The organism is Sphingopyxis sp. YF1 (genome assembly GCF_022701295.1).
Taxonomy (GTDB): Bacteria; Pseudomonadota; Alphaproteobacteria; order Sphingomonadales; family Sphingomonadaceae; genus Sphingopyxis.
In genome coordinates this window covers 4,090,869-4,116,604 of sequence record NZ_CP033204.1, presented here as the reverse complement: position 1 = coordinate 4,116,604, position 25,736 = coordinate 4,090,869, and the positions used below count along the sequence as shown (strand labels likewise).

Annotated in this window: 17 protein-coding genes and 2 pseudogenes; 10 read left to right on the top strand and 9 right to left on the bottom strand. The window is 61.6% G+C overall.

Annotated elements, in window-relative coordinates; translation table 11 throughout:
- Positions 1-2: 2 nt before the first annotated feature.
- A complete protein-coding gene (gene paaZ, locus EAO27_RS19790; RefSeq protein WP_242774242.1) occupies positions 3-2,027 on the top strand; it encodes a phenylacetic acid degradation bifunctional protein PaaZ in 2,025 nt (674 codons plus the stop codon).
- 604 nt (positions 2,028-2,631) lie between these two features.
- On the opposite strand, the gene EAO27_RS19785 is transcribed toward paaZ, so the two are convergent.
- Positions 2,632-4,782, bottom strand: coding sequence for a TonB-dependent receptor (locus tag EAO27_RS19785; RefSeq protein ID WP_242774233.1), 2,151 nt, complete (start codon positions 4,780-4,782; stop codon positions 2,632-2,634).
- Between the two features lie 432 nt (positions 4,783-5,214).
- Between EAO27_RS19785 and EAO27_RS19780 the strand changes: the two genes are divergently transcribed.
- Both EAO27_RS19780 and EAO27_RS19775 read left to right on the top strand, forming a co-directional pair.
- Positions 5,215-6,006: a phytanoyl-CoA dioxygenase family protein gene (locus tag EAO27_RS19780; RefSeq protein ID WP_242774230.1), complete on the top strand. Its 792-nt coding sequence runs from the start codon at positions 5,215-5,217 to the stop codon at positions 6,004-6,006.
- Between the two features lie 4 nt (positions 6,007-6,010).
- Positions 6,011-7,852: a DUF885 domain-containing protein gene (locus EAO27_RS19775; RefSeq protein WP_242774227.1), complete on the top strand. Its 1,842-nt coding sequence runs from the start codon at positions 6,011-6,013 to the stop codon at positions 7,850-7,852.
- Positions 7,853-7,864: 12 nt separating this feature from the next.
- Here the strand turns inward: EAO27_RS19775 and EAO27_RS19770 are convergent, their stop codons facing one another.
- From EAO27_RS19770 to EAO27_RS19750, 5 genes are all read right to left on the bottom strand, one after another.
- Positions 7,865-8,539, bottom strand: coding sequence for a nitroreductase family protein (locus EAO27_RS19770; RefSeq protein ID WP_242774225.1), 675 nt, complete (start codon positions 8,537-8,539; stop codon positions 7,865-7,867).
- 62 nt (positions 8,540-8,601) lie between these two features.
- Positions 8,602-10,728, bottom strand: a complete 2,127-nt coding sequence (locus tag EAO27_RS19765) for a M3 family metallopeptidase (RefSeq protein WP_242774224.1) — start codon at positions 10,726-10,728, stop codon at positions 8,602-8,604.
- Positions 10,725-11,894 (bottom strand): alpha/beta hydrolase, encoded by a 1,170-nt coding sequence (locus tag EAO27_RS19760; RefSeq protein ID WP_242774217.1) that lies wholly within the window; start codon positions 11,892-11,894, stop codon positions 10,725-10,727. Before EAO27_RS19760 ends, EAO27_RS19765 begins: the two co-directional genes overlap by 4 nt.
- A gap of 95 nt (positions 11,895-11,989) precedes the next feature.
- Positions 11,990-12,568 carry a TetR/AcrR family transcriptional regulator gene (locus EAO27_RS19755; protein ID WP_242774214.1) on the bottom strand — a complete coding sequence of 193 codons (579 nt, stop codon included), beginning with the start codon at positions 12,566-12,568 and terminating at the stop codon, positions 11,990-11,992.
- A gap of 31 nt (positions 12,569-12,599) precedes the next feature.
- Complete coding sequence (locus EAO27_RS19750) at positions 12,600-13,214, bottom strand: hypothetical protein (protein WP_242774211.1); 615 nt, start codon at positions 13,212-13,214, stop codon at positions 12,600-12,602.
- Between the two features lie 109 nt (positions 13,215-13,323).
- Here EAO27_RS19750 and EAO27_RS19745 point away from each other — a divergent pair, with 109 nt between their 5' ends.
- Genes EAO27_RS19745 through EAO27_RS19720 form a run of 6 tightly spaced genes read left to right on the top strand, consistent with a single transcriptional unit; the run spans position 13,324 to position 21,391 of the window.
- Positions 13,324-14,691, top strand: coding sequence for a sodium-dependent transporter (locus tag EAO27_RS19745; protein WP_242774204.1), 1,368 nt, complete (start codon positions 13,324-13,326; stop codon positions 14,689-14,691).
- A 51-nt stretch (positions 14,692-14,742) separates the two neighbouring features.
- A complete protein-coding gene (locus EAO27_RS19740; protein ID WP_242774202.1) occupies positions 14,743-15,996 on the top strand; it encodes a sarcosine oxidase subunit beta family protein in 1,254 nt (417 codons plus the stop codon).
- On the top strand, positions 15,996-16,271 hold the full coding sequence (locus tag EAO27_RS19735) for a sarcosine oxidase subunit delta (RefSeq protein ID WP_242774199.1): 276 nt from the start codon (positions 15,996-15,998) through the stop codon (positions 16,269-16,271). The genes EAO27_RS19740 and EAO27_RS19735 overlap by 1 nt, the downstream gene beginning before the upstream one ends.
- Positions 16,268-19,108, top strand: a complete 2,841-nt coding sequence (locus EAO27_RS19730) for a 2Fe-2S iron-sulfur cluster-binding protein (protein ID WP_242774196.1) — start codon at positions 16,268-16,270, stop codon at positions 19,106-19,108. The genes EAO27_RS19735 and EAO27_RS19730 overlap by 4 nt, the downstream gene beginning before the upstream one ends.
- Positions 19,098-19,601 (top strand): hypothetical protein, encoded by a 504-nt coding sequence (locus EAO27_RS19725; protein ID WP_242774187.1) that lies wholly within the window; start codon positions 19,098-19,100, stop codon positions 19,599-19,601. The genes EAO27_RS19730 and EAO27_RS19725 overlap by 11 nt, the downstream gene beginning before the upstream one ends.
- Complete coding sequence (locus EAO27_RS19720) at positions 19,598-21,391, top strand: DUF885 domain-containing protein (RefSeq protein WP_242774184.1); 1,794 nt, start codon at positions 19,598-19,600, stop codon at positions 21,389-21,391. Before EAO27_RS19725 ends, EAO27_RS19720 begins: the two co-directional genes overlap by 4 nt.
- A 539-nt stretch (positions 21,392-21,930) precedes the next feature.
- On the opposite strand, the pseudogene EAO27_RS19715 reads toward EAO27_RS19720, so the two are convergent.
- Positions 21,931-22,158 (bottom strand): annotated as a pseudogene (locus EAO27_RS19715) (IS5/IS1182 family transposase); the annotation flags it as partial.
- Positions 22,159-22,194: 36 nt separating this feature from the next.
- Here EAO27_RS19715 and EAO27_RS19710 point away from each other — a divergent pair.
- Positions 22,195-22,560, top strand: a pseudogene (locus tag EAO27_RS19710) (IS3 family transposase); the annotation flags it as partial.
- Between the two features lie 219 nt (positions 22,561-22,779).
- Here the strand turns inward: EAO27_RS19710 and EAO27_RS19705 are convergent.
- Both EAO27_RS19705 and EAO27_RS19700 read right to left on the bottom strand, forming a co-directional pair.
- Entirely contained in the window at positions 22,780-23,340 is a 561-nt protein-coding gene (locus EAO27_RS19705; protein WP_242774180.1) for a TetR/AcrR family transcriptional regulator, read from the bottom strand.
- 155 nt (positions 23,341-23,495) lie between these two features.
- Positions 23,496-25,733, bottom strand: a complete 2,238-nt coding sequence (locus EAO27_RS19700; protein WP_242774172.1) for a TonB-dependent receptor — start codon at positions 25,731-25,733, stop codon at positions 23,496-23,498.
- Positions 25,734-25,736: the final 3 nt, after the last annotated feature.

Sequence of the window (25,736 nt, the reverse complement as noted above, 5' to 3'; positions counted from 1 at the left end):
ATATGACCATCAGGCTGCAGAACTACAGCGTAGACGCTTGGGTGAGCGGTGTCGGCGCGGAACAACCGGTCGTCTCGGCCATCAACGGCGAAGTGGTGGCCCTTGCTAGTAGTGGGGGCCTCGATTTCGCGGCCATGCTTGAGCACGCTCGCTCCGTGGGTGGCCCCGCGCTCAGGGCGATGACCTTTCACCAGCGCGCGAACATCCTGAAAGCACTGGCGCAGGCAATTATCGAGCGAAAGGAAGAGCTTTACGCACTTTCTGTAACAACTGGTGCAACGCGAGGCGACAGCTGGATCGACATTGAGGGTGGAGCTGGAACGCTCTTTTCCATGTCCGCAAAAGGCCGACGCGAGCTGCCGGATGACGTTCTCATTGTTGACGGAGAACTGGAGCAGATTGGCAAGGAAGGCACTTTCGTCGGTCAGCATGTCTACACCACCCTCCACGGTGCAGCGCTGCACATTAATGCCTTCAATTTCCCCGTCTGGGGCATGCTTGAAAAATTGGGACCAGCGTTGCTTGCCGGGATCCCGGTTATAGTCAAGCCAGCCACCGCGACTGCCCAGGTCGCCGAACACGCCGTCCGGATCATGGTCGAAACAGGTGTACTACCAAGAGGCGGACTACAGTTGATCGTCGGCCCGGTGGGCGACACATTCGACCACCTTGGCTGCCAGGATGTGGTCTCCTTCACGGGTTCGGCCGCCACCGCCGTGAAACTGCAAACCCACCCAGTGATAGCCAGAGAAGCGGTGCGCTTCATAGCGGAGCGCGATTCGATCAACGCCTCCATCCTGGGACCCGACGCAGATGCGGACAGCCCCGAATTCGGGCTTTTCGTCAAGGAAATCGTTCGAGAGATGACGGTCAAGGCAGGACAAAAGTGTACAGCGATCCGTCGAGCGTTCGTGCCTCGTGGACTGCTTGATCGCACCCAGCAGGAGATCGAGGATCGTCTCAGCAAGGTTGTCATTGGCGATCCTGCAAATGATACCGTGACAATGGGAGCGCTCGTCGGGATATCCCAACGGGAAGACGTGCGCGCCAAGGCCCGCGAACTCGCCACAGAGTGCAAACTGATATTCGGTTCGATTGACACCGTCGAAACCCTCGGCGATGCGGTGCGAGGTGCCTATCAATCCCCTCTTCTGTTCCGGAATGACGATCCCTGGACTGCGAAAGTTGTGCACGATCTGGAGATCTTTGGCCCTGTCTGCACCCTGATGCCGTACGATGACCCAGGGGACGCTCTTGCCCTCGCCAATCGCGGTAACGGATCGCTAGCTCTTTCGGTTTTCTCCCATTCGCCAGACGTGGTTCGCGCGTTTGTATTGGGCTCCGGGTCCTTTCACGGCCGGCTCGCTTTCATTGATCGAGATTGCGCGAAGGAGTCGACCGGGCACGGGTCGCCGCTGCCCATGCTGATCCATGGCGGCCCTGGACGAGCTGGCGGCGGCGAGGAAATGGGGGGAATGCGCGCCGTCAAGCATTACATGCAGCGCAGCGCCTTACAGGGAAGCCCGCGCAGTCTAAGCACTGTGGTGCGGCAATGGCTGCCTGGCGCTCCGCAAACTGAAGCAATTGCACATCCCTTCAGGAAACGCTTCGGGGAGCTCGAACTCGGATACACCCTGAAGACAGAATCGCGGACGATCACCCTTGATGACGTCGAGCATTTCGCGCACTTCACTGGCGACACCTTCTATGCCCACATGGATGAGGTAGCGGCAGCTGCAAGCCCGATTTTCGGTGGACGGGTGGCCCACGGCTACCTGATCCTGTCGTTCGCTGCAGGCTTGTTTGTCGACCCGGCGCCGGGCCCGGTCCTCGCTAATTTCGGACTTGAAAATCTTCGCTTCATTAAGCCCGTCAAACCGGGAGAGAGCATCAAGGTTGCCCTCACAGCGAAGGCCAAGTCCTTGCGGAGTCCGAAGATGGGAGAGGTCCGCTGGTCGGTAGCCGTAACCAACCAAGACAATGAGTTGGTGGCGGCATACGATCTGCTTACGATGAATGCAGTCTGACGATCTTTGACGGAATCAATCGCGTTCCTCGCGGACTTTTCAGCTGCAGTCACGTGGTGGATTAGGGCTGAGCGATCGCAAAGGTCGCCAAGCCTCCTCTTAGCTGTTTGCAGGCAATCCTAGCGGAACAATCGTCGAAACCTATGTCGAGGCGGGCACGTCCGGCTTAACGGACCGCCGTCCGGCACTCCAGCGGACGATCGCCGACGCCTGCGCGCAGCCGAAACACTATGACGCCGTATTCGTCCACAATTTCTGTAGATGCTTCCGCGATGAGTATGAATGCGAGGGATACCGCAGGAAGCTCGAAAAGGCCGGCGTCAAACTGATCTCGGCGACGCAGGACGTTGGCGAAGGCCCGCAACCGCCGCAGTATGACACAGCTACGCTTGTGCAGGGGCTGTCCACGCCATCGAGTCATATCCTCTTGCGCGCGAATGTCGTCCCGATCGGGCAGTCTTATCGCGAATTCCAATGGCGCGCACCCGAGGAAGAGACGCTGATCCGGCGTTTCGAGTTGTCGGCGGATTGAAGCAACTCGTCGCAAATAAAGAAGGCGGCACCCGTACGGGATGCCGCCTTTTCGACGTATCAGTTGCAATAATCAACCGCGAACGCGCAGCCCGATCCCGAACGTACGGGGGTGAGTGAAGATAGGCTCGAAAAACGCCCCAAAAGAGGGAAGCACGATTCTACGTTCGTCGAATAGGTTGCGCACAAATCCATAAACCTCGAACCGGTCGTCGATGAGCGCGCCGATCTTGCCATTCACTGCTACCCGCGACTGGCTTTCTTCGATCGCTGTCGGAAATGTTAAAGACCGCAGCGTGATCTTTGCTTCATCGGTAAAATTAATATCAAAATGCGAGATCAGTTCTACGCCGTCGTTAAGCTGTGGAGTCCAGTCGACTGCAAGGGAGACATTAACATCTGGCACCAAGTCAAGCGGATCGCCTTTGATATTGCTGACAGTGTCAGTATCGAACCGCATATTGTTATAGCCGAAGGAACCCATCACTGAAAAATCACGCGAAGGCTTGGCCCTGAAACCGAAATCAAATCCGAGACCACTCGCCTCGCCTGAATTCACGGCGATTGCCTGACCGGGATTATTGGGATTGATGTCGTTCGTCTGAACATTCTTATAATCGTTGTAGTAAACCGAAGCCTCGACGAACAGGGTGTCATCGATCAGGCTCAGCTTCGTGCCGGCTTCGTAGGTCCAAAGATCTTCAGGATCAAAGCTGGCCAGTTCCAGCGGAGCACCGGAACCGTTGAACCCGCCGCTGCGGAAACCCTTTGCCGCCGAAATAAAGAAAATCCCCGAGCCGGTATCGGCAGTAAGGCTGACGCGTGGGTTAAACGTATCGAAGCTTGCGCTGTCCTGGAATACCGAACTCGCGGGAAATCCCGTGATTTGGAAGTCGCTTGTCAACGATCGCTTGTCGCGGAAGTATCGCCCGCCGGCTTCGAATGTCAGCCAATCAGTGAGCTTGTAGCCCAGATTTCCGTATAGAGCCCAAGTCTTGGACTCTGCCGATTGGTCGACATTGAAAACTACGCCCAACGCTTCGGCTGGCAATCCGGGAACAGCAGACTCGCCGGTTCCGATGATAATCCCATTCACATCGGTGTCTGTATAGACGGCGCCGAACAAATAGCTGAGAGGGCCGTTCCCATTCGAGGTTAGCCGGAGCTCCTGTGAGAATTTCGCCGTGTTGCCTATCGAGTCGCTCAAGGCGTTAACGAGCAAAGGCGCTCCAAAAAGTTCATTAAAGAACGGCCCCGAATCGTCGATTGAGCGTCCATCGCTGTCCAGATAGCCCGTTGAACTCAATAGCGTGAAGGATCCCGCATCATATTCCAGGACGAGGTTGCCCAGAGAGAATTTCTGCTTCGCGAGCGAGTCAAATCGCTGAGTGGTGTTTTCGCCGTCAAAAGAATAACTCTTGAAAGCCTGCGACCGCTCCGAATAAATGCCGAGGAGCGATGCTTTGAACCCGGTGCTGGGCTCGAGGACCAGTTTTACTTGCAGGGCGCGAGTATCGATGCCGTTGATATCTTTACCCGGAGGCCCGTCGGTCCAGCCTCCCGCATCGTTATACATTCCTGCGAGGCGAATCCCGGCCACGCCGGGAGCGATGGGGATCGAAACGCCCGCCTGAGCCCTAAAACCCGTTTCTCCACCCTTGATGAAGGATACTTCGCCCAATCCGTCGATCTCGATTTCATTGAGGCTGGGGTCGCGGGAAATGTAACGGATCGTGCCGCCCATCGATCCTTCGCCGTAGAGCACGGGCTGGGGGCCGCGCAGCACCTCAACTCGCTGCATGTCAAACAGCTGGATTTCCGGTACGCCCGAGGCGCCGATATTGTTGATGGAGAATTCATCGACATAATTGCCGACGGTAGGCAAACCCTGAAACTGCGAAACACCACGAAGTTGGATGCGTTGGGATCCTGGACCAATGTCGACTAGGCGGAGCGCAGGCACGGCTGCCTGCAGATCGCCAAGCGCCGAAGCGCCGCGATTGGCGATTTCATCTTCGCCGATCGCGCTCACTGCGATAGGCACATCTTCGAGCCGCTCGGCGCGTAATGTAGCCGTAACAATAATGACCGAGCCGTCGCTATCAGCATCCCCCTGTGGCTGAGTGTCAGCTTGCTGAGCGCTCGCTGGCGCGGCAAAGATCACGCTAGACATGAGGGCAACGCCCGCGAGCAGGCTGCCTTTACGCAAAAAAATCCCCTTCATTAACGCCTCCCATTGGACTGGCACGGTTGCTCCCGCTCAAACGCATCTTTCTCCGTGAACCTACTCGATACACTAATGCATCGTGCCTTATTGCGCCCAATAAGGCAAGAGGCGATACATATATGTATTGAGATGTTCTTTCTGATCTGCCCCCTTCTGAGTGATCCAAAATTGATGATATTTTGGACGACGAAGGAGATATGGAATGCCGAGCAAGAAGCATCGCCCGGAAGAGATTATCGGCAAGCTGTGTAAAGCTGAGGTCGTGCTGGCGCAGGCGTGATTATCCCACACCAGCATATCACGCACCAAGTTCTCGCCATTTATCATTTATCCCGTCGATCTCTCCCGCGCCGAGCAACGAAACCGCCGTGCAGCTTATTGATCGCTTAGATACATATGTGTATCGTTCAACTCCGAGAGGGAGACGCCATGATCAGCCAGACCGGAATTACCGACTACCGGGCGTATGGCGTGGTCTATGTGCCGCAGGTGCTTTCAACGGACTGGATCGAACGTCTGGCTAAAGCGACCAACGCGGCCGTTGCGAGCGCACCGGATGACTCGGAAATCTATGAAGGCTCGCGGGTAGCGCCACTTTCCTATGGTGAGTTACAGGTGTGGAAGCGGCTCAGCCCATTCCGCGAGGCGATCTTCGAAGGCAGCCTTGCCAGTCTTGCCGCACGGGCTATGGTTTCTTCAACCGCCCGGTTTTTCTGCGACCAGCTGCTAGTTAAAGAGCCGGGATCGACCCGTCGCACCCCGTGGCACCAGGACATCCCCTATTGGAAGGTCTCGGGCCGACAGGTCTGTTCCATCTGGCTTGCGCTCGATTCCATCCCTAGTACCGCCGCGCTGGAATTTGTCCGCGGCTCGCACGTCTGGGATGAACATAACCCCCAGCACTTCATAGACGCCTCGCCATATGAGGGCACCGGCCTTGCTGCCCTGCCCGATATCGAGGAAGCTCGCACAGACTATGATATCGCGGCGTTCGACATGGCTCCGGGCGATGCCCTGATATTCCAAGGAGCGATTGTGCACGGCGCACCGCCGGCAGGCGAAGCGGCTCGGCGGCGCGCATGGTCGACGCGGTGGCTGGGCGACGATGCTATCTTCGCTGAGAAACCGGGCGAACGGGCGTTCCCTGCCGACGTTACCGACCTCGAACACGGCAAGCCCTATGTCGGGCCGGATTATCCACTGATCCATCGAGGAAACTGACGCTATGACACGAACTTTCAAATATGCGTTCCGGCACCTCGTTTGGTTTGCCAGCGGTCTATCGGCGGCCCTCGGCGCGGCCTCAACAGCAGCTCAATCCAATTCGTTTGCGACCGAAGCGATGATCAACCCCACCCCTGCCCCGCAAGCGCAGCTTGCTGCGGTGCATGACGAGCTGGTCGCAACGCTGCGCCCCTTCGATCTATCCCTGCGCGGATTGCTCGGCGATCCCATCCCGATTTTGCCACCCGACACGCTAGAGCAGTGGGAGGCGGTCGCGGTCAAGGGAGCAGGCGTTCGCGCCAAGCTCGAAGCCATTCCGGCCGGTGGTCTCGACGAGCAGGATCGCTTGACTCGCGACTACCTCATCGCCCTGACCCATGGGATTGAGGACTATCCGCGCTTCTGGCTATATGCCTTTCCCATAACACCCTATGCGGGTGGATGGCGGCATAACACCATTCGGCAATCCGCGATCAGCACGCCGCTAGAGACGGCGGAGCAGCGAGCCTACTATCTCGCTGCGCTAAAGGCCTACGCGGCGCACGTCCGCTCACAACGAGATAAACTAGCCCTGCAAGCGGAGCGCGGAATCCGTATCGCAGTTCCGGCAATACCCGGAGCCCGCCGGACTGCCGCCAACCTCGCGCAAGCGTCGGCAGCCTTCGTGCCCGCGCCCGAACGTCTCGTGTCTGCGAGCTCCGAAGAAGCAGCGTCCTTCCGCGCCGAGGTGACCGCGCTGATCGAAGGTGAGCTGGCCCCTGCCTTCTCAGCGCTGGCAGAGATGTTAGATGACGCCTATGTCGCCGCTGCCCCGCAACGTCCGGGGCTAATGTGGCAGGAAGGCGGCGCTGATCACTATGCTCGTCTCGCAGGCCTGCACACGGGGACCGGCCTCGCTCCGGACGAAATCCATGTGATCGGTGTTGAAATCCTGGTCGATGCGCGGGCCGAATTAGCCGCGATAAAGAAGAGCGTCGGCTTCACCGGCAGTGACCGCGCTTTTGCCGCCATGGTCAATGCCGATCCGCGATTCTCGGCCGCCACGCCGCAGGACGTCGAAGCCCATTTCCGGCGCGGGATGGAAAGGATCGAACCGATTCTCCCGCGCTATTTCTCGTTGCTGCCCAAGGCGCCCTACGGCATCGAACGCGCCCCACCCCATATCGAGGAAGGTATGACCTTCGGCTTTTATCGATCGCCAACGCCCGAGCAGCCGGTCGGCGCGTATGTCTACAACGGTGCCTCGCCCGGGACGACGTCCTATGCCAATGCCGCAGCGCTCATCTATCACGAGCTCTTGCCGGGCCACCATTTCCAAATCGCCCTGCAACAGGAAAACAAGGCTCTACCCCTCCTGCGGCGCGCCAACGGCTTCTTATATCTCAACGCCTATGTCGAAGGCTGGGCGGAATATGCCGCCGATCTGGCGGACGAGATGGGCATGTATGCGACCCCTTACGAGCGCTTCGGGCGGCTCTATTCCCAGATGTTCCTCGCCAATCGCCTCGTGGTCGACACCGGTCTCAACGCGAAGGGCTGGACGCATGAGGAAGCTCGGCGATTCATGCAGGACAACACCTTTGCGTCCGAGGCCGAGATCGAGAGCGAGCTACTGCGCTATTCCACCGACATTCCCGGACAGGCCCTATCCTATGCGATGGGCCAGCGCGAACTGTTGCGGATGCGCGCCGAGGCGCGCGCGGCACTGGGCGAGAAGTTCAGCTGGCCAGCGTTCCATGCGGCGGTGCTGAGTCCAGGAGCCGTGCCGATGTCATTGCTCGATGCGCACCTTAAGCGGTGGCGAGAAGCGGGCGGAGACATGTCGGCCGCAGATCCTGAATGACGCGCCCATGGCTCAGATGAACGAGGCGATCTGATCCAGCGGCTTCTTCTTCAGGGCATGAACCGGCACGGTGGCATCCTTCGCAGAATAGCCAACCACCAGCAGGAGATAGGGCTTCTCGCTCTTGGGCCGGCCGCACAGATCGTTGAGGAAGGTCATGGGCTTGGGCGTGTGGGTCAGCATGCAGAGCCCGGCATGGTGCAGTGCGGCGATCAAAAAGCCCATCGCGATCCCGACGGATTCGGGGACGTAGTAGTTCTGCTGCTCGCCGTCCTCGCGGATGCCGCCCTTCCGCTGACCGAAGACGGCGATGATCCACGGGGCGTGTTCGAGATAGGGTTTGTGCGCATCGGTGCCGAGCGGGGCGAGCGCGTCGAGCCATGCCTCTCCGGCCTTGCCGGCATAGAACTCGCGTTCTTCCTTCTCGGCCAGCTCACGCAAGGTCGCCTTGGCCTCGGGCGTGCCGATCGCGCAGAAGTGCCAGGGTTGGTGGTTCGCGCCGCTGGGTGCGAGGCCGGCAGCGGCGATCGCCGCCTCAATTACGGCGCGCTCGACCGGACGATCGGAGAATTCGCGCACGGTATGGCGCTTCTTCATCCGCGAGAGGAATTCCTGCGCTTCGCCAAGCATGCGGGCAGGCGGCAGTTCGACATGGTCCATCAGTGGGACCGCGTCATGTTCCTGCATTTTTCGTTCTCCAAAGATCTGCCATGCCGACCGTCACGAGGCGAGGCGAGGCGCGCAGGCTCTCACTTCGCCTCGCCCTCCCCGTCCAGAGCGAACCGGCGGATCAGCGCAGCCTCGTCCGGCGCACGGCCATGGAATTCGCGATAGGCCTGTTCGACCGGCACGCAATTGGCCCGGGCGAGAACCAAGTCGAAGTATCGCTCTCCCTCCTTCCGGTCATGCAGGCCGCCCGGAGCGCGCAGGAACACCTCGGCAAGATCGGCCGCGAGAATGTCGGACCACAGGTAGGTGTAGACATTCGCCGCATATTCGCGCGACCAGGTGTGATAGGCGGCCGATGCCTGCATGATCGGATCAGCAGAGGCGGGAAAGCCCCGCTCGGCCAGCACCGCGGCCTCGAAAGCATTGACATCGGGTATCGGCCCGTCGGCCTGGTGCAGCTTCTGGTCGACCAGCGCCATCGCCATGTATTCGGGATTGACGCTGAACACCCTTTCATACTGCCGAGCCGCGCGCAGCCGTTCGCGCAGGTCTGCGGGCATCATCTTTCCGGTGTGATGATGCGGCAGACGGTCGAGCGTGCGGTCAGTCAGAAGCCAACGCTCGTTGAGTAGCGAAGGTACTTCGACGAAATCCCAGGGCACGGTAAGCGATGCAGTTCCGTTATAGCTCGCGGTGCTCGCCAGCATGTGCAGCACATGGCCGAATTCGTGGAACAACACGTTGGCATATTCGAAGGGGAGGAGGATTTCCTCGCCCACGGCGGCTTGCGGCGGGCTCGAATTAAGCACGATCACCGGCAGTTCGCCGGGAGCGAGATCTCCCGCAGGGCGATACTGCGCCGCCCACGATCCTTGAGGCTTCTGCGGGCGCGGACGGATATCGAGGTAGACAATACCCGCAGGTGCGCCCTTGCGGCGCGCGAGATAGACTTCGATTTCCGGACTGACGGTCGGCGCGCCGCTAAGTCGTTCGAAGCTGTAGCCGTAGGTGTCGCCCGCTGCGGCAAAGATCGCGTCGCGCACGCGCGGCAGGGGGAAGTAACCCGCGATCTCCTGCGCATCAATGCCGAAGCGTTCGCGCGTGAAGCGGTCGAGATAGTGGATGCGATCCCAGGGTTCGATGGTGCCGATCCCGTCCTCGCGCGCAAGCACGGCCAGTTCGGTCATGCGGCGGGCATCGGCGGCCATGACCGCGGTCCAGTTTGTCTCGATGATGTCCAAAGCGCGCTCGGGCGTAGCGACCATGCGCGAGGCCAGCACATAGTCGGCAAACCGCGGATAGCCGAGCAACCGGGCCTTGGCCTTGCGCAGGGCGAGGATCTCGGCCGCAATCGGGCGGTTGTCGTACTCGCCTTCAGTGCCGCCGCGGTTCATCCATTGCTGCCACACTTCGCGCCGGGTTTCCCGATCGCGCACGAAGGTCTGAACCGAGAAAACCTGCGGGCGCTGGTTGGGGATGGCAAAAGCGCCTTCGCGCCCCCGGCTTTTCGCGAGATCGGCAGCGGCGGCGATCTGCGCCTGCGGTAAGCCATCGAGCCGTGCGGCATCTTCGAGGAACACGAACTGCCCGGCAGCCTCGCGGTTGAGGTTTTGGTTGAGCTGGAGCTGGAGGCTAGCAAGCTTCCCGTCGATCTCGGCAAGCCGCGCACGCTCGACAGCGCCCAAGCCTGCCCCTGCACGCGCCATCGCCGCATAAGTCAGCTCGGTCAGCCGCGCATCTTCAGGGTCGGAGGTTCCAGACGGGAGCGAACGGTAGACCGCCGAGACCCGCAAGAACAACGCCGGATCGGAAAGCGCCTCGGCCTGCACCGCTTCGTTCATCGCCACCAGACCGGTGCCGACCGCGCGCCAGTTCTCGTCGGAATGGGACGAAAGGAAAGTGCGCAGCAACGCCATCAACCGCCGCAATGGGCGGCCGGCCCGGTCGAGCGGCGCGACCGTGTTCGCAAAGCTCGGCGGAGCGGGATCGGCAGCAATCGCGGCGAGTTCACGGCGGTAGGCTTCGACCGCTGCGGGAACCTGCTGCGCGAGCGCTTCAGGCGTCGCGCGGTCGAACGGCGGCAGGCGCCATTCGCCTGTCCAGTCCGAAAGCGCGCTTGTGGCCGGCCGCTCCGCTGCCGCGGCCCCCGGCGTCTGCGCGAGGACCGACACCGATGCCGCCAGCGCGATGGCCAGCCGGATGCTCACTTGCCCGGCTCCTGCAATGCTGTTGCGGGCGGCGCGTAATTGCCACGCGCGATCTGCCGCAGGACATCTGCCGTCTCGGCGGGGTATTCATAAAGGAAGTTATGGCTCGCGTCGGCTGGCGCAACGATCCGGGTCGAATTGTTCGAGTAGTCGAGATAGCGCTCGCGGGCGACGGCATAGAAGTTCTGCAACCTCTGCGCCTCGCGCTGCTCGGCATTTCGCAGCGTGGAGACATCCGACAGGCCGACCGCGTTCTGCGGCGCAAACAGGTAGAGCGGGACGTTGCCCAACTCCCCCTCGTAAAAGCCGGTCTCGTAGCCCACCGCCGCCATTCCTTGGGGGGTGAGTTCGCGAAAGATCGAATGCGCGGCCATTTGCGTGCGCGGCCGAGTCACATAAGTCTTCTGGATGGAATAGGCCTTGCCCATGGTCGCCGCGATCTTACGTTCGAGCTGGGCGTAGGCGGGCGGGGTTTCAGTCTCACCCTTCAAGGTCTGGTAGTCTAAGGCGAATAGCGAGAAGAAGCCGTTCCACCACGGATCGGAGGACAGCGAGGAGAGTTCCTCCAGCCGCGGCCCATAAAGGATCACGTCGGGCGGGGTCGCATCCATCACCACCAGTGCATGCACCTGCTCCGGACGCAGCCGCGCCATATTGGCTGCCAGCAGGCCGCCGAAGGAATGTCCCGCCAGCATCACCGGACCCTTAACGCCAACCTTGTCGAGCGCCTCCCACATCTGCTTCGCCTGAGTAGCGGTCGAAACCGGGAATCGTGCAGGCCCGCTCCAGCCCGTCCCCGGACGGTCGATCAACACACTGCGGAATTCCGGTTTGAGCGCGTCGTGAAGAAACTTCATCGCCGTCCCGGGGGCATAGCCGCCCCCGAACAACACGATCACCGGGCCCCTGTCCTGCGCCCCCTCGGCGAGCACGTGCAGCCTCTGCCCGTCGACCTCCACGAAGCTGCCGGGCGCGGGGTAGAGCCGCTCCATTCCGGCAACGCGATAAAGGTGAACACCGCTGCCGACCGCCATCGCGGCAGCAAATAGCAGCACGGGGGCAGCGGCCCACCTGCGGCGGGTCAGAACGAAGATGACGCCAGCCAGCACCGCCATACCCGCGGCCAGCACGAGGCCTGCCCAGTCATTGCTCAGAAACCCGTGCATTGCGCTTTAACCCCTCCATCTGAACGTCAAGGAGCAAGCTTACGATACACATATGTATCGCGCAACCGCTGTGTTGTGCTAAAGTTGGTTAGACGTCAGTCTTTGCCGAACAGAACGCGAGTGTAGTGCGGCAGCATCGCCCTGCGTTCCTCAGGACTCTCCCCGAGCTCAAGCGTGTAGTAGCCGATCTGGTGGAAATAAGTAACTCGCGCTCTGGCTTTGGCATCGTTGGGTTCATAGTCGTCGTTCAGAAACATGTCGGTAATCGCCTCGATACGCCCAAGATCAACGCTGCGCACTCGTGCGTGGACCGCTGGATCTATCAGCGCCCATTGCCGTATTGCGGCTTCGAGCCGGGGATCGAACTGCCGTTCTTCCATCCAAAGGTCGATCAGCCGCTGCATGCGTTCAGCCAGCGTCCCGCGTTCGGCGAGCCGGTCGAGGAAATGACGGGCGTTAGAACTTTCCCAATCGAGCAGCAGGTGATCGAGCAAATCCTGGCGGTTCTTGAACCGCCAGTAGAAGCCGCCGCGCGTGACACCGAGACGCACCGCAAGAGGATTGATCTGGACTGCGGCAACCCCGCCCTCGATCAGCATTTCGCGCGCGACGGCAATCCAGTCCTTTTCGACTGGAGTGTCCCTTTTGCTAATCGCATGCGCTTTGGCCGACATGCCTGTGGCGTGAGGCCTGCCGCGATCCATGTCAATCCAGCGCTTCGATAATCGCCTTTTCGCGCTGCATAATTTCGGCGACTTCCTGATTATGAAACGCGACGTCCGCCTGCATTTTCTGACGGATGTACTCAGGTGTCAGCTCGCCACCTTCGGGTTTCTTCACAGGCCATCGGGTCTGAATGATGGTCTGGTAAATCGAAGCATCCGCGCCATCGGGGCGCACCTGATGGAACACATAGGCCGGCACGGGATTTTCGAGCACGATCATCAGAGTCAGCAACCGCGCTTCCTCGTCGATACCGCTGACCATGATTGTCACCTTGGGACGACTTGTGTCGCCTTCCCGAACACCCCGGACAGCGCCCAGCCATACCGTGGGATCGTCGGTGACCGGTGAGACGGCAAAGCCCTGCTGGCGCAGCCTTTCGCCGTCGACATAGAGCCGCTTGAGGTGTTGCCACACGACGTCCGCCGACTTCTCGACGCGCATTTCATAATGATCGGCGAAAGGGGCGAGAACGGTCTCGATATCGTGAGCGACGGGAGCTGCTGCAGCCTTGCCTTCCGCCAGTGCAGGCCATGCGGTAGCCAGCATCGCTGCAGGAACGAGGCAAAGCCCCATCACAACTTTGCGTAGTGTCATCGGCAGGTCTCCCCAAGGGGGCGCTAAAAAAACATTGCTCAAGCGCCTGCACACATGAATACAGATATGTATCGTCCGGTCAATGCGACGTTGGGGGGGGGAAGTGGGAATGAACGGTGCGCAAAGCAAGGGAGGGCGACGCTGGTCATCGCGGCTGATGTTTGTCATCGCGGTGATCGGCTTCGCTGTCGGCCTCGGTAACTTGTGGCGCTTTCCCTATCTGGCAGGGCAGAACGGCGGCGGAGCCTTCATCCTGCTCTATGTCGGCGCGGTGTTCGTCATCGGCCTGCCGCTAGTGATCGCCGAACTGGCCATCGGACGCACGGGCGGGGCCGATCCGGCCCGGGCGTGGCGGCAGGTCGCCGCCAACGAGGGCCGCTCGCCGCTGTGGGGCGCGATCGGCTATCTCGGGGTTGGCTCGAGTTTCCTTGTCGTATCGTTTTATTGCGTCATCGGCGGGTGGACGCTCGCCTTCGCCTGGAACGGGGTGAGCACGCTGACCGGCATCGGAGGAACGCTGGACTTCGCGGCCCTGCTTGCCGATCCATGGGCGCTGACGGCGTGGCAGACCGCCTTTATCGTGATCAATCTCCTGATCATCAGGCTTGGTCTTCAGAACGGCCTCGAACGGGCGATGGCGGTGATGATGCCAATGCTGGCGTTGACCCTGTTCGGCATGCTCGCCATCGCGGTCTTCCAGCCCGGGTTCGTCCCGGCCCTCGAGTTCCTATTCGCCGTCAACCCCGACCACGTCACCTGGGACAGCGCCATCAAGGCGGTGGGTCATGCCTTCTTCTCGGTCGGCGTGGCCGCCGCAGTGTTGGTGACCTATGGCGGCTATCTCGGCCCGCAGGACAGGATCGGGCGACTAGCCGCGATCATCGTGTTTGCCCAGACCGTCGTGGCTCTGCTGGCCGGGCTGGTGATCTTTCCCTTCGTCTTTTCGGTGGGCCTCGATCCGACCGAGGGGCCAACCCTGCTGTTCGTGACCATGCAGACTGTCTTCGCCACCCTGCCCGGCGGCAAATGGCTGGCAGCGGTGTTCTTCATTCTGGTGGTGATGGCCGCCGTCACCTCGAGCGTTGCGCTGTTCGAGATGCTGGCAGCAATCGGCGAGGCACGGGGCATTGCCCGCGGACCGCTGCTCGGCGGCGCGGGGGCCGCGCTGTGGGCGATCGGGATCGGCACGGTGGTCTCGTTCAATCTCGCGGCCGACTGGCGCCCGCTGGCCGGCATGCCGCTGTTCGCCGAGGCCAATTTCTTCGGCGTGCTGGACATCCTGACCTCCGCAATCGCCATGCCGCTCGGAGGCCTGCTGACCGCGATCTTCGCCGGATGGTTCGTGCCCCGCGAAAGCTGGGCGAGGATGCTCGGTTGGCCGGTCGACGGCCACGTGCTGACAGGCTGGCTGATGCTGCTACGCATCCCGGTGCCCCTGATCCTTATCGCAGCCCTCGCCGCAGGGCTGATGTCGTGACGGGCAGCAAGGTGGTTGCCCAATACACTAGTGTATTGTAACGAAAGACAGATGCGACCAAAGACGCCCTTCAACGCGTGGTCCCTGATCCGGGGAGGCTTTTCGCGGCAGCAGGTCTGGCAACCGCAGTGGCGCAAGGCCGAGCCCAAACGGAGCTACGACGTCGTCATCATTGGCGGCGGAGGCCACGGGCTGGCAACAGCATATTACCTCGCCGCGCGCCACGGCCTGCGCAATGTCGCAGTGCTGGAGAAGGGCTGGATTGGCGGCGGCAACACGGGCCGCAACACAACCGTCATCCGCTCGAACTACTTCTATCCCGAGAGCGCTGCCTTCTACGATTACGCCTTGTCGCAGTACGAGCAGCTTTCGCGCGAGCTTGATTACAACATCATGTTCTCTCGCCGGGGGATGTGGGTTCTGGCCCATGACCCGCACCAGCGCGACCGGATGCGCCATTCGGCGAACGCGATGCGGCTGAACGGGGTCGATTCCGAGTTCCACGACGCCGAGAGCGTCTATGCCGCCATCTCTGGACTCAACCCCGATCCGCGCCACAGGATCTGGGGCGGGCTGCTGCAACCGCGCGGCGGCACCGCGCGCCACGACGCGGTGGCCTGGGCCTATGCGCGGGCGGCCAATGCGCATGGCATCGACATCATCGAGCAATGCGAGGTGAACGGCTTCGATCTGGTCCGCGGACGCGTCACAGGGGTGAAGACCAGCCGCGGCATGATCGGATGCGGCAAGATCGGCGTCGCGGTCGCCGGACATTCGAGCGAGATCGCAAGGCTCGCGGGGCTGACCCTGCCGATCCAGTCCTATGCCTTGCAGGCCTTTGTCACCGAACCGGTCAAACCCTGCCTCGATACCGTCGTGATGTCTCCGGCGACAGGCGCCTATGTCTCGCAGACCGACAAGGGCGAGCTGGTGCTGGGCGCGGGGCTCGATCTCTATCTGTCCTATGCCCAGCGCGGCAATCTGCCGTGGATGGAGCGCGCGGCGCAGGGTCTGGTCGATCTGTTCCCGCAGTTTTCGCGGCTGAGGTTCCTGCGCCAATGGGCCGGCATCTGCGACGTGACCCGCGATTCCTCGCCGATCATCGACGAGAGCGCGGTCTCGGGGCTCCATTTCAGCTGCGGCTGGGGCACCGGCGGCTTCAAGGCGATCCCGGCGGGCGGCGTGTGCCTTGCACATCACCTGGCCGCAGGAGAGCAGCATCCGCTCGCCGCCTTCGCCAGCTTTGAACGCTTTGTTACCGGCCGCCTCGTTGACGAGGCCGGCGCTGCGGGGATTGCTCACTGATGCTGCGGATAGCCTGCCCCTTCTGCGGCCCGCGCCCGGAAAGCGAGTTCCACTGTGCCGGCGATGCCAGCCGCCGCCGCCCGCCCGCCGACGCGAGCGATGCCGAGTGGACGGACTACCTCTATTGGCGCGCGAACCCCAAGGGGCTGCACCGCGAACGCTGGCTCCATGCGCTGGGCTGCGGGCAGTGGTTCATCGCCGAGCGCGACACGGTAAGCCATGACATCAGCCGCAGCGAGCCGCTATTCGCCCTCGGCGGCGGAGACGCGACATGACAGCCTGGCGTCTCCCCGAAGGCGGCGCCCTTATCGACCGCGACAGTCCGCTGCGCTGGCGCTGGACCGGACGGGGGCTTGGCGGTTTTGCCGGTGACACGATTGCCTCGGCGCTGCTCGCCAACGACGAGGTTCTCGCCGCGCGCAGCTTTAAATATCACCGCCCGCGCGGGCTGATCGGCGCAGGTCTGGACGAGCCCAATGTGCTGGTGCAGCTGGGCCGCGGCGCACGTACGGTGCCCAACCTCAAGGCGACCGCCGTTGCGATCGAAGACGGCCTGGAAGCGGCGCCAGTCAATTGCTGGCCCTCGCCCGGGTTCGACCTGTTGGGCATCAACGCGCTGATCAGGCCCTTCATCCCGGCCGCGTTCTATTACAAGACCTTCAAATGGCCCGACTGGCACCTTTTCGAGCCGCTGATCCGGCGCGCGGCGGGCCTGGGCAAGGCCCCTGCCATCGCCGATCCCGACCGCTACGAACACGCCTTCGTCAACTGCGATGCTCTGGTGATCGGCGGCGGACGGTCGGGCCTTGCAGAGGCCCTCGCCCTCGCGCAGCGCGGCCTTGATGTTGTGATCGCCGAACACGAACCGTTCTGGGGCGGGCATCGCCGGGGCGCGAGCGCGCAGAACGACGCAGAGCTTGCGCAGCTGGTGGCAAGCCTTTCCGCGTTCGGCAATGTACGGATGTGGCCGCACACGCTGGTCTTCGGGGCGTATGACCACAATGCCTTCGGCCTGCGCCAGATGATCCTGGACCCGCAGGACGATGCCCCCCGGGAACGGCTGATCCACCTGCGCTGCAAGCAATGCGTTCTGGCAAGCGGAGCAATCGAGCGCCCGCTCCTGTTCGCCAATAACGACCTGCCGGGCATCATGCTGGCTTCGGCGGGCCTTGCCTTTCTGCACCGTCAGGCTGTCGTTCCGGGTCGCCGGATCGGGTTTGCCGTCAACAACGATGCCGGCTGGGAGGCGGCCCGGGCCTATCTGCACCGGGGTGTGCGCCCCGCCTTTGTCGTCGACAGCAGGCCGAACCCGCAGGGCCCGGCAGTGGAGACGCTGTGCCTTGCCGGGGTGCCGGTCCTCGGCGCAGCCCGAATCGAAGGCGCGGCCGGTCGCAGACGATTGCGCGGTGTGCGTGTATCGGGGCAGTTCGGCAGCCGGAACCTTGCGTGCGATGCCTTGCTGGTTGCGGGCGGTTTCAACCCGGCTGTCAGTCTCCATTCCCAGGCATCGGGCCGGCTTGCATGGCGCGAGGATCTGGCGAGCTTCGTCCCACGCGAGCATCTCGCCGGATGGCGGGTCCTCGGGCGCGCTGCGGGCAAGGGCCTGCCGCCCGTGCCCCCCATCGCCATTCCCGATCCCAATGCCGGACCGAGCGGTAGCGTATGGGTCGATTACCAAAACGATGTCACGGTTCGCGACGTCGCTCTGGCGGCGCGCGAATCCTACACCTCAGTCGAGCATCTCAAGCGCTACACCACGATGGGCATGGCGACCGATCAGGGCAAGACCTCGACAGTCAATGGCCTTGCAGTCGTGGGCCACCTGACCGGCCGTGCGCCCGCAGAAGTCGGCACGACCCGCTTCCGCCCGCCCTATGATCCCGTCACCGTCGGCGCTTTTGCAGGCGACGCACGCGGGGCGCTTCTCGACATGGTCCAGCGCCTGCCTGCCCACGAGCGGCACCTGTCGCTCGGCGCGCAGATGATGGAATATGGCTCGCACCTGCGGCCAGCAGCCTATCCTGCACCGGGCGAGATGCTCGATGCGGCCATCACGCGCGAGGTTCAGGCGGTGCGCGAGGCGGTCGGCCTGTTCGACGCCTCCCCGCTCGGCAAGATCGAGGTCCACGGACCCGATGCGGCACAGTTCATGGACCTCGTCTGCGTCGCCGCAATGGCAAGCCTCGCGCCCGGACGCTGCCGCTACACCTTGTTCGCCGCCGAGACGGGTATCCTGATCGACGACGGCGTCTGCGTGCGCCGTGGGGACGGCAGCTTCATCCTCGGCACCAGCAGCGGCGGGCGTCAGCGCATGCTGGCGCAGCTGGAGGAATATCTCCAGTGCGAATGGCCGCAGCTCAAGGTCGCCATGATCGACGTCACCGACCAATGGGCAGTGCTCACGTTGGCCGGCCCGCGGGCGCGCAGCGTGCTCGAGAGCAGCGGAATCGCGGTCGATCTTTCGCCCGATTCTCTACCGCATCTCGGCTATGCTGAGGGCAGTTTCGAGGGCAGGCCGATCAGGCTCTCTCGCGTGTCCTATACCGGCGAGCTCAGTTTCGAGGTTTCCTGCCCGGCGGATCTGGCGGATGATATGGCGGGCCAGATACTGACCGTTGGGGCTGGACACGATATCATCCCCTTCGGGATCGAGGCGCTCGACGTGATGCGCATCGAGAAGGGCTTTCTGCATGTCGGCAACGAGACCGATGGCACGACAATGCCGCAGGACGTCCGCTTCGGCGCGGCGCTGGCCCGCAAGGCTTCGGACTTCATCGGACGGCGCGGTGCATTGATGCCGGTCGGCAGAGACCCGGGCCGCAAGCAGCTTGTCGGGCTTGCAAGCCTAGATGGATCGCACCTCCCCGTCGGCGCGCATTTGCGCGCGGCAAGCGGGATGGGATCGGACGGGTGGGTCACCTCATCGGTCATCTCGCCGACACTCGGCTGCCCGCATGCCCTCGCCATGATCGCTGATGGCGGGGCCCGGATCGGCGAGGTCATTGCGCTATGGGATCTCGGTCCGGACAATCGTGGGCGCACCTATCGGGCGCGCATTGTCGACCCATGCGCCTTCGACCCGGACGGCGGGAGGATGCGCGATGCAGCTTGATCCGGCGATGTACGAGAGGCTTGCCGAAGGCGATCTCGCCCTCGCGCGCTATGCCAGCTGGCGGCGCGGCGGCGGGATGGTTGCGGCTGTCGAGGGAATCGCGCAGGCAGCGTCTTTCGGCGAACTTCAGCCGGTGGGCGATGGACATGCCGCCGCCGTCGCACCCGATCGATGGGTGTGGATCGCGACCGGCGTCAGCGCCGCACCCGCCGCCGCACCCGATTGCATCGCCGCCGATGTTTCGGCCGCAGTCGTCGGCTACCGCATCGGTCGCTCGCGGCTTGACGCGCTGCTGCGCCGGCACGCGCCTGCCGCGATGGACGCAAACCTCCTCGCCCCGGGCTTCCGCAGGGTGGGGTTCGCGACATGGACCGTCGAGCTGGCGATCCTTCCCGACCGCCCGGCCCTGGTGATCGTGCCGCGCGGTCACTCCCCCAATTTCGAGGCCCTCGCAGGGCACAGCAACGCAGACAACAAGGATGTCATGGCATGATCCGACACGCGTTCCTCGCCGCATGGCTGATAGGCGCAGCTCAACTTGCTCAAGCAAGCGAACATCAGGGCCGCGTGGCCGGATCGGACAAAGCCGAACAGCCATCCTGGATCGTCGCGGCCATCGCCGAGGAGTCATGGCAAGGAGTGCTGGCCAGCGACAATGCCTTGCGCGATGCGGCGGGGTTGCCCTTCGTCGGCGTCAAGGACATCGACCGTGCCGAAGCCGAGCGCGATGCTGCGGCTGCCCGAACGCTGCTCGCCCGTCTGCGGGTGATTGACCCTGCCGCGCTCACGCCGGACGAGGAGATCACGCGCCAGTTCCTCATCAAGTTCAACAAGGACATCGCCGAAGGCCCGGACAACTGGGTGCACGACTTTGCGATCACACCCTATAGCGGCGTTCTGCCTCTCAATGGCCTCATTGAGCTCGCCTCCAAGTGGCCGCTCGCCACCCCAAAACAGCGCGCGGAATATCTCTGGCTGCTCACCGAGATCGGTGACCGGCTAGACCAGATGAAGGAGAGGACCATCGCCCAGCGCGATGCCGGGATCTATCTTGCCAAGCCTGCCATCGCGTCGCTGCGCGCGACCTATCTCGCGCTCGCTGGCGGAGTGGAGGCACGGCTGGTGCCAAGCCCTGCGCGGCTCGCCGCGATGCCCGACAGCGGCGCGGAGAGTTTCACCGCTGCGGCGCGCGGCGCGGCTGCGGCAAGGATCACCGCCGGCCTCACAGACATCGCGGTGCTGCTCGATGCCGATTACGAGACCCGCGCGCCTGCTGCGATCGGTCTTTCGCAGTATCCCGGCGGCCGCGAGCGTTATCGCCGCGCGATCGCCACCTACACCACCACCGACCAGTCGCCCGAACAGCTCCATGCGCTCGGCCTTCAGTTGGTTGCGAACACGCAGCGTCGCCTCGCCGAACTGCGCGTCCGGATCGGCTTTGCCGGGAGCCAAGCAGACTTTCACCGCATGTTGGACACCGATCCGCGCTTCCGCGTCGCCGATGCCGGGGCGCTGGAAGCCTTGTACCGCAAACAGATCGTCCGGATTGAGCCGCACATTCCCCGCTATTTCGGCCGCCAGCCGAAAGCAGGCTACGGCATCCGCCGCATCCCCGCCGCCAGCGAGGGCGGTGTCGCTTTCGGCTATTACGAGAAGCCTTCGAGCGTCGAGCCTCTGGGCCTGTTCCGCTACAACGGCGCCAACCTCGACAGGCGCTCAATGGTGCAGGCTGCGGCGATCAATTACCATGAACTAATACCAGGGCACCACTTCCACCTCGCCCTGCAAGCCGAGCACACGGCGCTGCCCCCGATCCGCCGTGAACTCGCAAGCCTTCGCCTCAGCGCCTACAACGAGGGCTGGGCCCAGTATGCCGCCAATCTCGCGATCGAAATGGGAGCGGTGAAGGATCCCTATGACCATTATGGTCTCGTCGCGCTCGACGCGATGATGGCGGCGCGGCTGGTGGTGGACACCGGAGTCAACGCTCTGGGCTGGGATTTCGAGCAGGCCCGCGACTACCTCGTGGCCCATACCATGATGTCTTCCGAGCAAGCCTCGGCCGAAGTGCTGCGTTATGCGACCGATGTTCCCGGCCAGGCGCTCGCTTATAAGCTAGGGCACGAGAAATTCGCGCACCTGCGCCGCGAAGCCGAGGCCGCATTGGGGGCAGGTTTCGATATCAGGGAGTTCCACGATACCGTGCTCTCGCCCGGAGCGGTGCAGCTTGATCTGCTCGAAACCCACGTCCGCAACTGGGTGGCGGAGATGCGCTCGCGCTAAACGCCTTTGCAGACAGGCCGAGAAGCCAATTTTACGATTTTTCTCGAATTGGCTGTGGGTTCGCCCGGGCGTATGCTTGATCTAAGCAAAGTAGCAGTTTCCATAATCGAACGCGCCAGCACCATCGGATCGTCCATGGATGGCCAAAAGTCTCCTCATTACCAGAAACAAGCGGCTTCCTCGTCTACGGCCAACACTGGCGATGGAGGCGTCAATGCACTAACAATCCGAATGGACCAGCCCGTGGGGGCCGATCATTCCGCAAAGCGGATTAGTGCATCAGGCGCAAAGCGGTCCTCGTGCGGAACGCAGACGACGCGCAGTCTGCATCGGGAATTATGTCGAGCGATATAAAATTTTCCGCGGAGAATTCTCGTCCCAGACGTCTTCCCCCAGTAACCGCTCGCCACGTTTCCGAATGAAAGAACTAGCCACTTGGATGGCCGCCCAACCGGCATTCTTCGAACGCTCAATCTTGTCTTCCGGCGTATCGGCGTCCTTAAGGTTAGGACTGATTCGTCAGTGCCAGAAGATGAGATTGCGGCGAGTACTACGGCCGAAAAGAAGGCGTTTTGGCACCGATCATAGCGGGTCGCGACGCGCCGCCAGTCTTTCAGTCGGCCGAACATGATCTCGATGCGGTTGCGGCGTTTGTAGCGGCGCTTGTCGTAGTGGAGCAAATCGGCCGCGCCAGTGTAGTCGCTGACCTGCCCAGCGGTCATGAAAAAGGTGATCGGACGACCATTCGCATCGGTCACGGCATGCACCCCACCGCGCAATGTGGCCCGGAAACAGCGCTTACCTGCGAGACGCATGTCCGCTATGGCTACCGGCGGGTGTATTACATCCTCCGCCGCGATGGCTGGGCCGTGGACAGGAAGAAGGTATACAGGCTTTACAGGGAGTTGGGCTTGCAGCTGCGCAATAAACCGCCCAAGCGCCGTGTGAAAGCGAAACTGCGGGAGGATCATGCACCAGCGATCCGTCCGAATGATGTATGGGCCATGGGCTTTGTGCACGATCAGTTGGCGACTGGTCGGAAGCTGCACATTCTGACAGTGGTCGACACGTTCTCGCGGCTATCGCCCGTGGTCGATCCTCGGTTCAGCTATCGTGGTGAAGATGTGGTCGCCACGCTGGAACGGGCATGCAGGGAGATCGGTTATCCCCCCGATACGGCTGGCAAACTCAGCCGGTGCAACCAGCCCACCGGACGTGAGTAAGGCGGAAAACTTTAGACCCGCATGGTCCAAGGTTGGGTAGCAGCGCAACAGCTCGACCGGGGCTCGAATGGGCCGACCTCAAACTTCAAGTCCGGCGATCCTAAGGTCCGGCTCAGCCCATCAGACCCATTCAAGAAGTGCCGAGAACGATCCGCCCCGACGCCCTCACCCGACGTCAACGGTTTGAATGCCTCCAAGGACGAAATCACGCACGAGAGCGGCAAGCTGCTCGAGCTTCAGCTTCCCGTCTGGATTATACCAAGTGTAGGTCCAGTTGATCGTACCGTAGATGAGCAAGGTTATCGGTGTACGAAAAGCTGCAGCTTGGGAGATCTCCGGTCTGATCTTGGCTACGATTGCTGTTAGCAGCTTAACTGGTGCGTCCTCGATCGCGCGCAACTCCTCCTGCTGCTCGCTTGTCAGAACCGTCATTTCATTGAACAAAACCGGGTAGTTGATGCGGTAATTGTCATAGATCCGCAGGCATTCGAGGATGAATTTGTGCAGTGAGACCTCGGGAGCAAGCTCCTCGATATCGATCGCTCCAAGTCGAGCTCGAACGACCTCTAGAAAGTCACGCAGCAGTGTGAAGAGAATGTCCTCTTTGGTCGGGAAATAATGATAGATCCAAGCCTTGGAGGCTCTACAGGCTGAAGAGAGCTCAGAGATCGAGGTTTTCGCAAAGCCTTGCCGAGCGAAGAGACCCGAGGCAGTATCTAGGATCAAACGCTTTTTATCTTCATGGTCCTTAGCCCTAACTCCGACCATATACTGTCATCTCCGCCTCAGGTTCGCGTTGACCTTACACTTGGTCGATCGGAGATCAAGCGCGGATCCCAGCCTTATCCCCGGCACCGGGGCGAGATCCGCGCCTTTCGAAATCAGAAACGGCCAGCAAGCCGTAAGCCCCAGGTACGCCCCAGCTGCCTGGTAACCAGCGTGTTCAACCCGACACCAAGCGGAGCCGGGAACCCACCTTCGGAAATCAGGATTACGTCCTGTTTGTCGGCGAGGTTGTTGACAAAGCCGACGAGGTCGAAATGCTTGCCGTAAATGCCAGCCGAGAGGTTGATAGAAGCATATGACGGCGTTGTACGAGCTGCCGAGTTCTCGCGATCGCCGAACGTACTCGAGCGATAGAGATATTCGCCGCGCGCGCCCAGCGACCAGTCGTCGCTAACCGGGACTCGCAAGGTCGCCGACAGGTTGCCAGTCCACTTGGGAGCCCCGGGCAGCCGGTTTCCGGAAAAATTCAGCGCCCCGTCGGTGTACCTGCTATATTTTGCATCGGTGTAGCCAAGTACTCCATTCACCGTCAAAATGCCGGTCGGTCGCACGGTCAGTTCCGCTTCCAACCCCTGCAGTCGGGCCGATGCGGCGTTGGTCACGATAGCTACGACAGCACCGCCACCGCCGAGGACTTGGGTAAGCTGCGGCGTCTGAATGTTGGAATAATCCTGCCGAAAGGCGTCGGCGTTGAACGTGATGCGATTGTCGAGGAACTGTGCCTTGATACCCAGTTCATAGTTCCAAAGGCTCTCGTCACCAAAACGCAGGGCTTTGAAAGTCGTGATGCGCGGCGAAGTGATGTTGTCGACGTTCCATCCACCCGACTTGAAGCCCTTCGAAGCCGTGCCATATACCATGATGTCGCGTGACGGCTGGTAGCGAAGCGTAAAGGTGGGCGAAACATCTGTCGCGCTGATCCTGTCAAACTCCTGCGGCAGGTTGGGGGCGCCGATCAGCGGAAAGCCTATCTGCTGATAATTGAGGCGCTTGGCTTCGTCGGTGTAGCGAATGCCGACAGTGGCAGTCAGCTTATCGACAAGTTCCCAATCCACACTTGCGAACGCAGCCACTGCTTCAGTGTCAGCCTCGCCAAAGGTATTGCCGACCTGCCCCCTCAGCGGTGCAAATCTGCTGTCAGGACCGAACGTACTTTGTGCGAAGTTATCGGTATCCTGGCGGAAGAGATAACCGCCGATCAAATAATTGATACGCTCGGCAAGTTTGCCGGACAAACGCACCTCTTGCGAAAACTGGGTCTGCTTGGACGCAGACTCGCTTACGACGATCGAGAGTGGGCCGACGTCGGAATCATTGGTTCTCTGGTTTTCGGCCCATCGATAAGAAGTAATTGACGTAAGGGTCGCCCCGAAGCCAGTTTCAATGTCAGCTGTTAGCGCGAGTCCTTTGGTCTTGCGCCGGGCGAGATTAGGGGTGTCGACGTTGCTTTCATAGCGTCCAGTCGGTCCGCCATACCCGGCAGAAACCTCATCTACGTAGCCGTAGTTGTCCTCTTTCAGGTAGTCGGCCGACAAAACGAGCTTGACCAGATCGGAGGGTTTCCAAAGGATCTTTGCACGGCCCCCGTAGCTATCGTCGTTTGCGAAGCGCCGATTGTCGATCAGGTTACGGACGTAGCCATCCCGTTTAACCCGAAATCCGCCCACACTTACCGCAAGACTGCTGGAGAGCGGCGCTGAGATAAACCCCTGTGCTTCGAAACGGTTGAAGCTGCCGGTTGAAAGTTCGAATTGGCCGGTGGGCGTGAAGCTCGGGTTGCGCGTGACGATACTGATCGCTCCGCCAATTGCATTTTTGCCGAAGAGTGTCCCTTGCGGTCCGCGAAGGAACTCGACCCGCTCGACGTCATAGAGCGGGGAGTCAAATGTGTAGCTTTTCCCTTGTACCACACCGTCGATGTAGACCCCAATTCCGCTGTCGAATCCGGGATTGTAGCGTGACTGGCTCGAGACGCCGCGCACGGTAATAGTGGCAAGTGGACCACCGCTAAATGTTACGTTGGGAACAGCAGCTGCCAGTTCCGAGACCCGCACATTGTCACGTTCGGCAATCTTGTCGGCTGAGACTGCCGAGATCGCGATCGGCACATCCTGAAGGCGCTCGGTGACCTTCCGGGCCGTGACAACGATTTCATCAGGCGCCTTGTCGTCCTGTGCATCGTCCGCTGCTGCGGGCGTATTCTGCGCGAGGGCTGCAGGCGCAGCTGAGACCATCAAAGTGACCAGGGTCGCCCAAGCAATTGATCGACGAATCATTTTGTTTCTCCCCCAAATTGGTGCAGTGAAACTGCCATTAACCGACCAGCCGGTCAATAT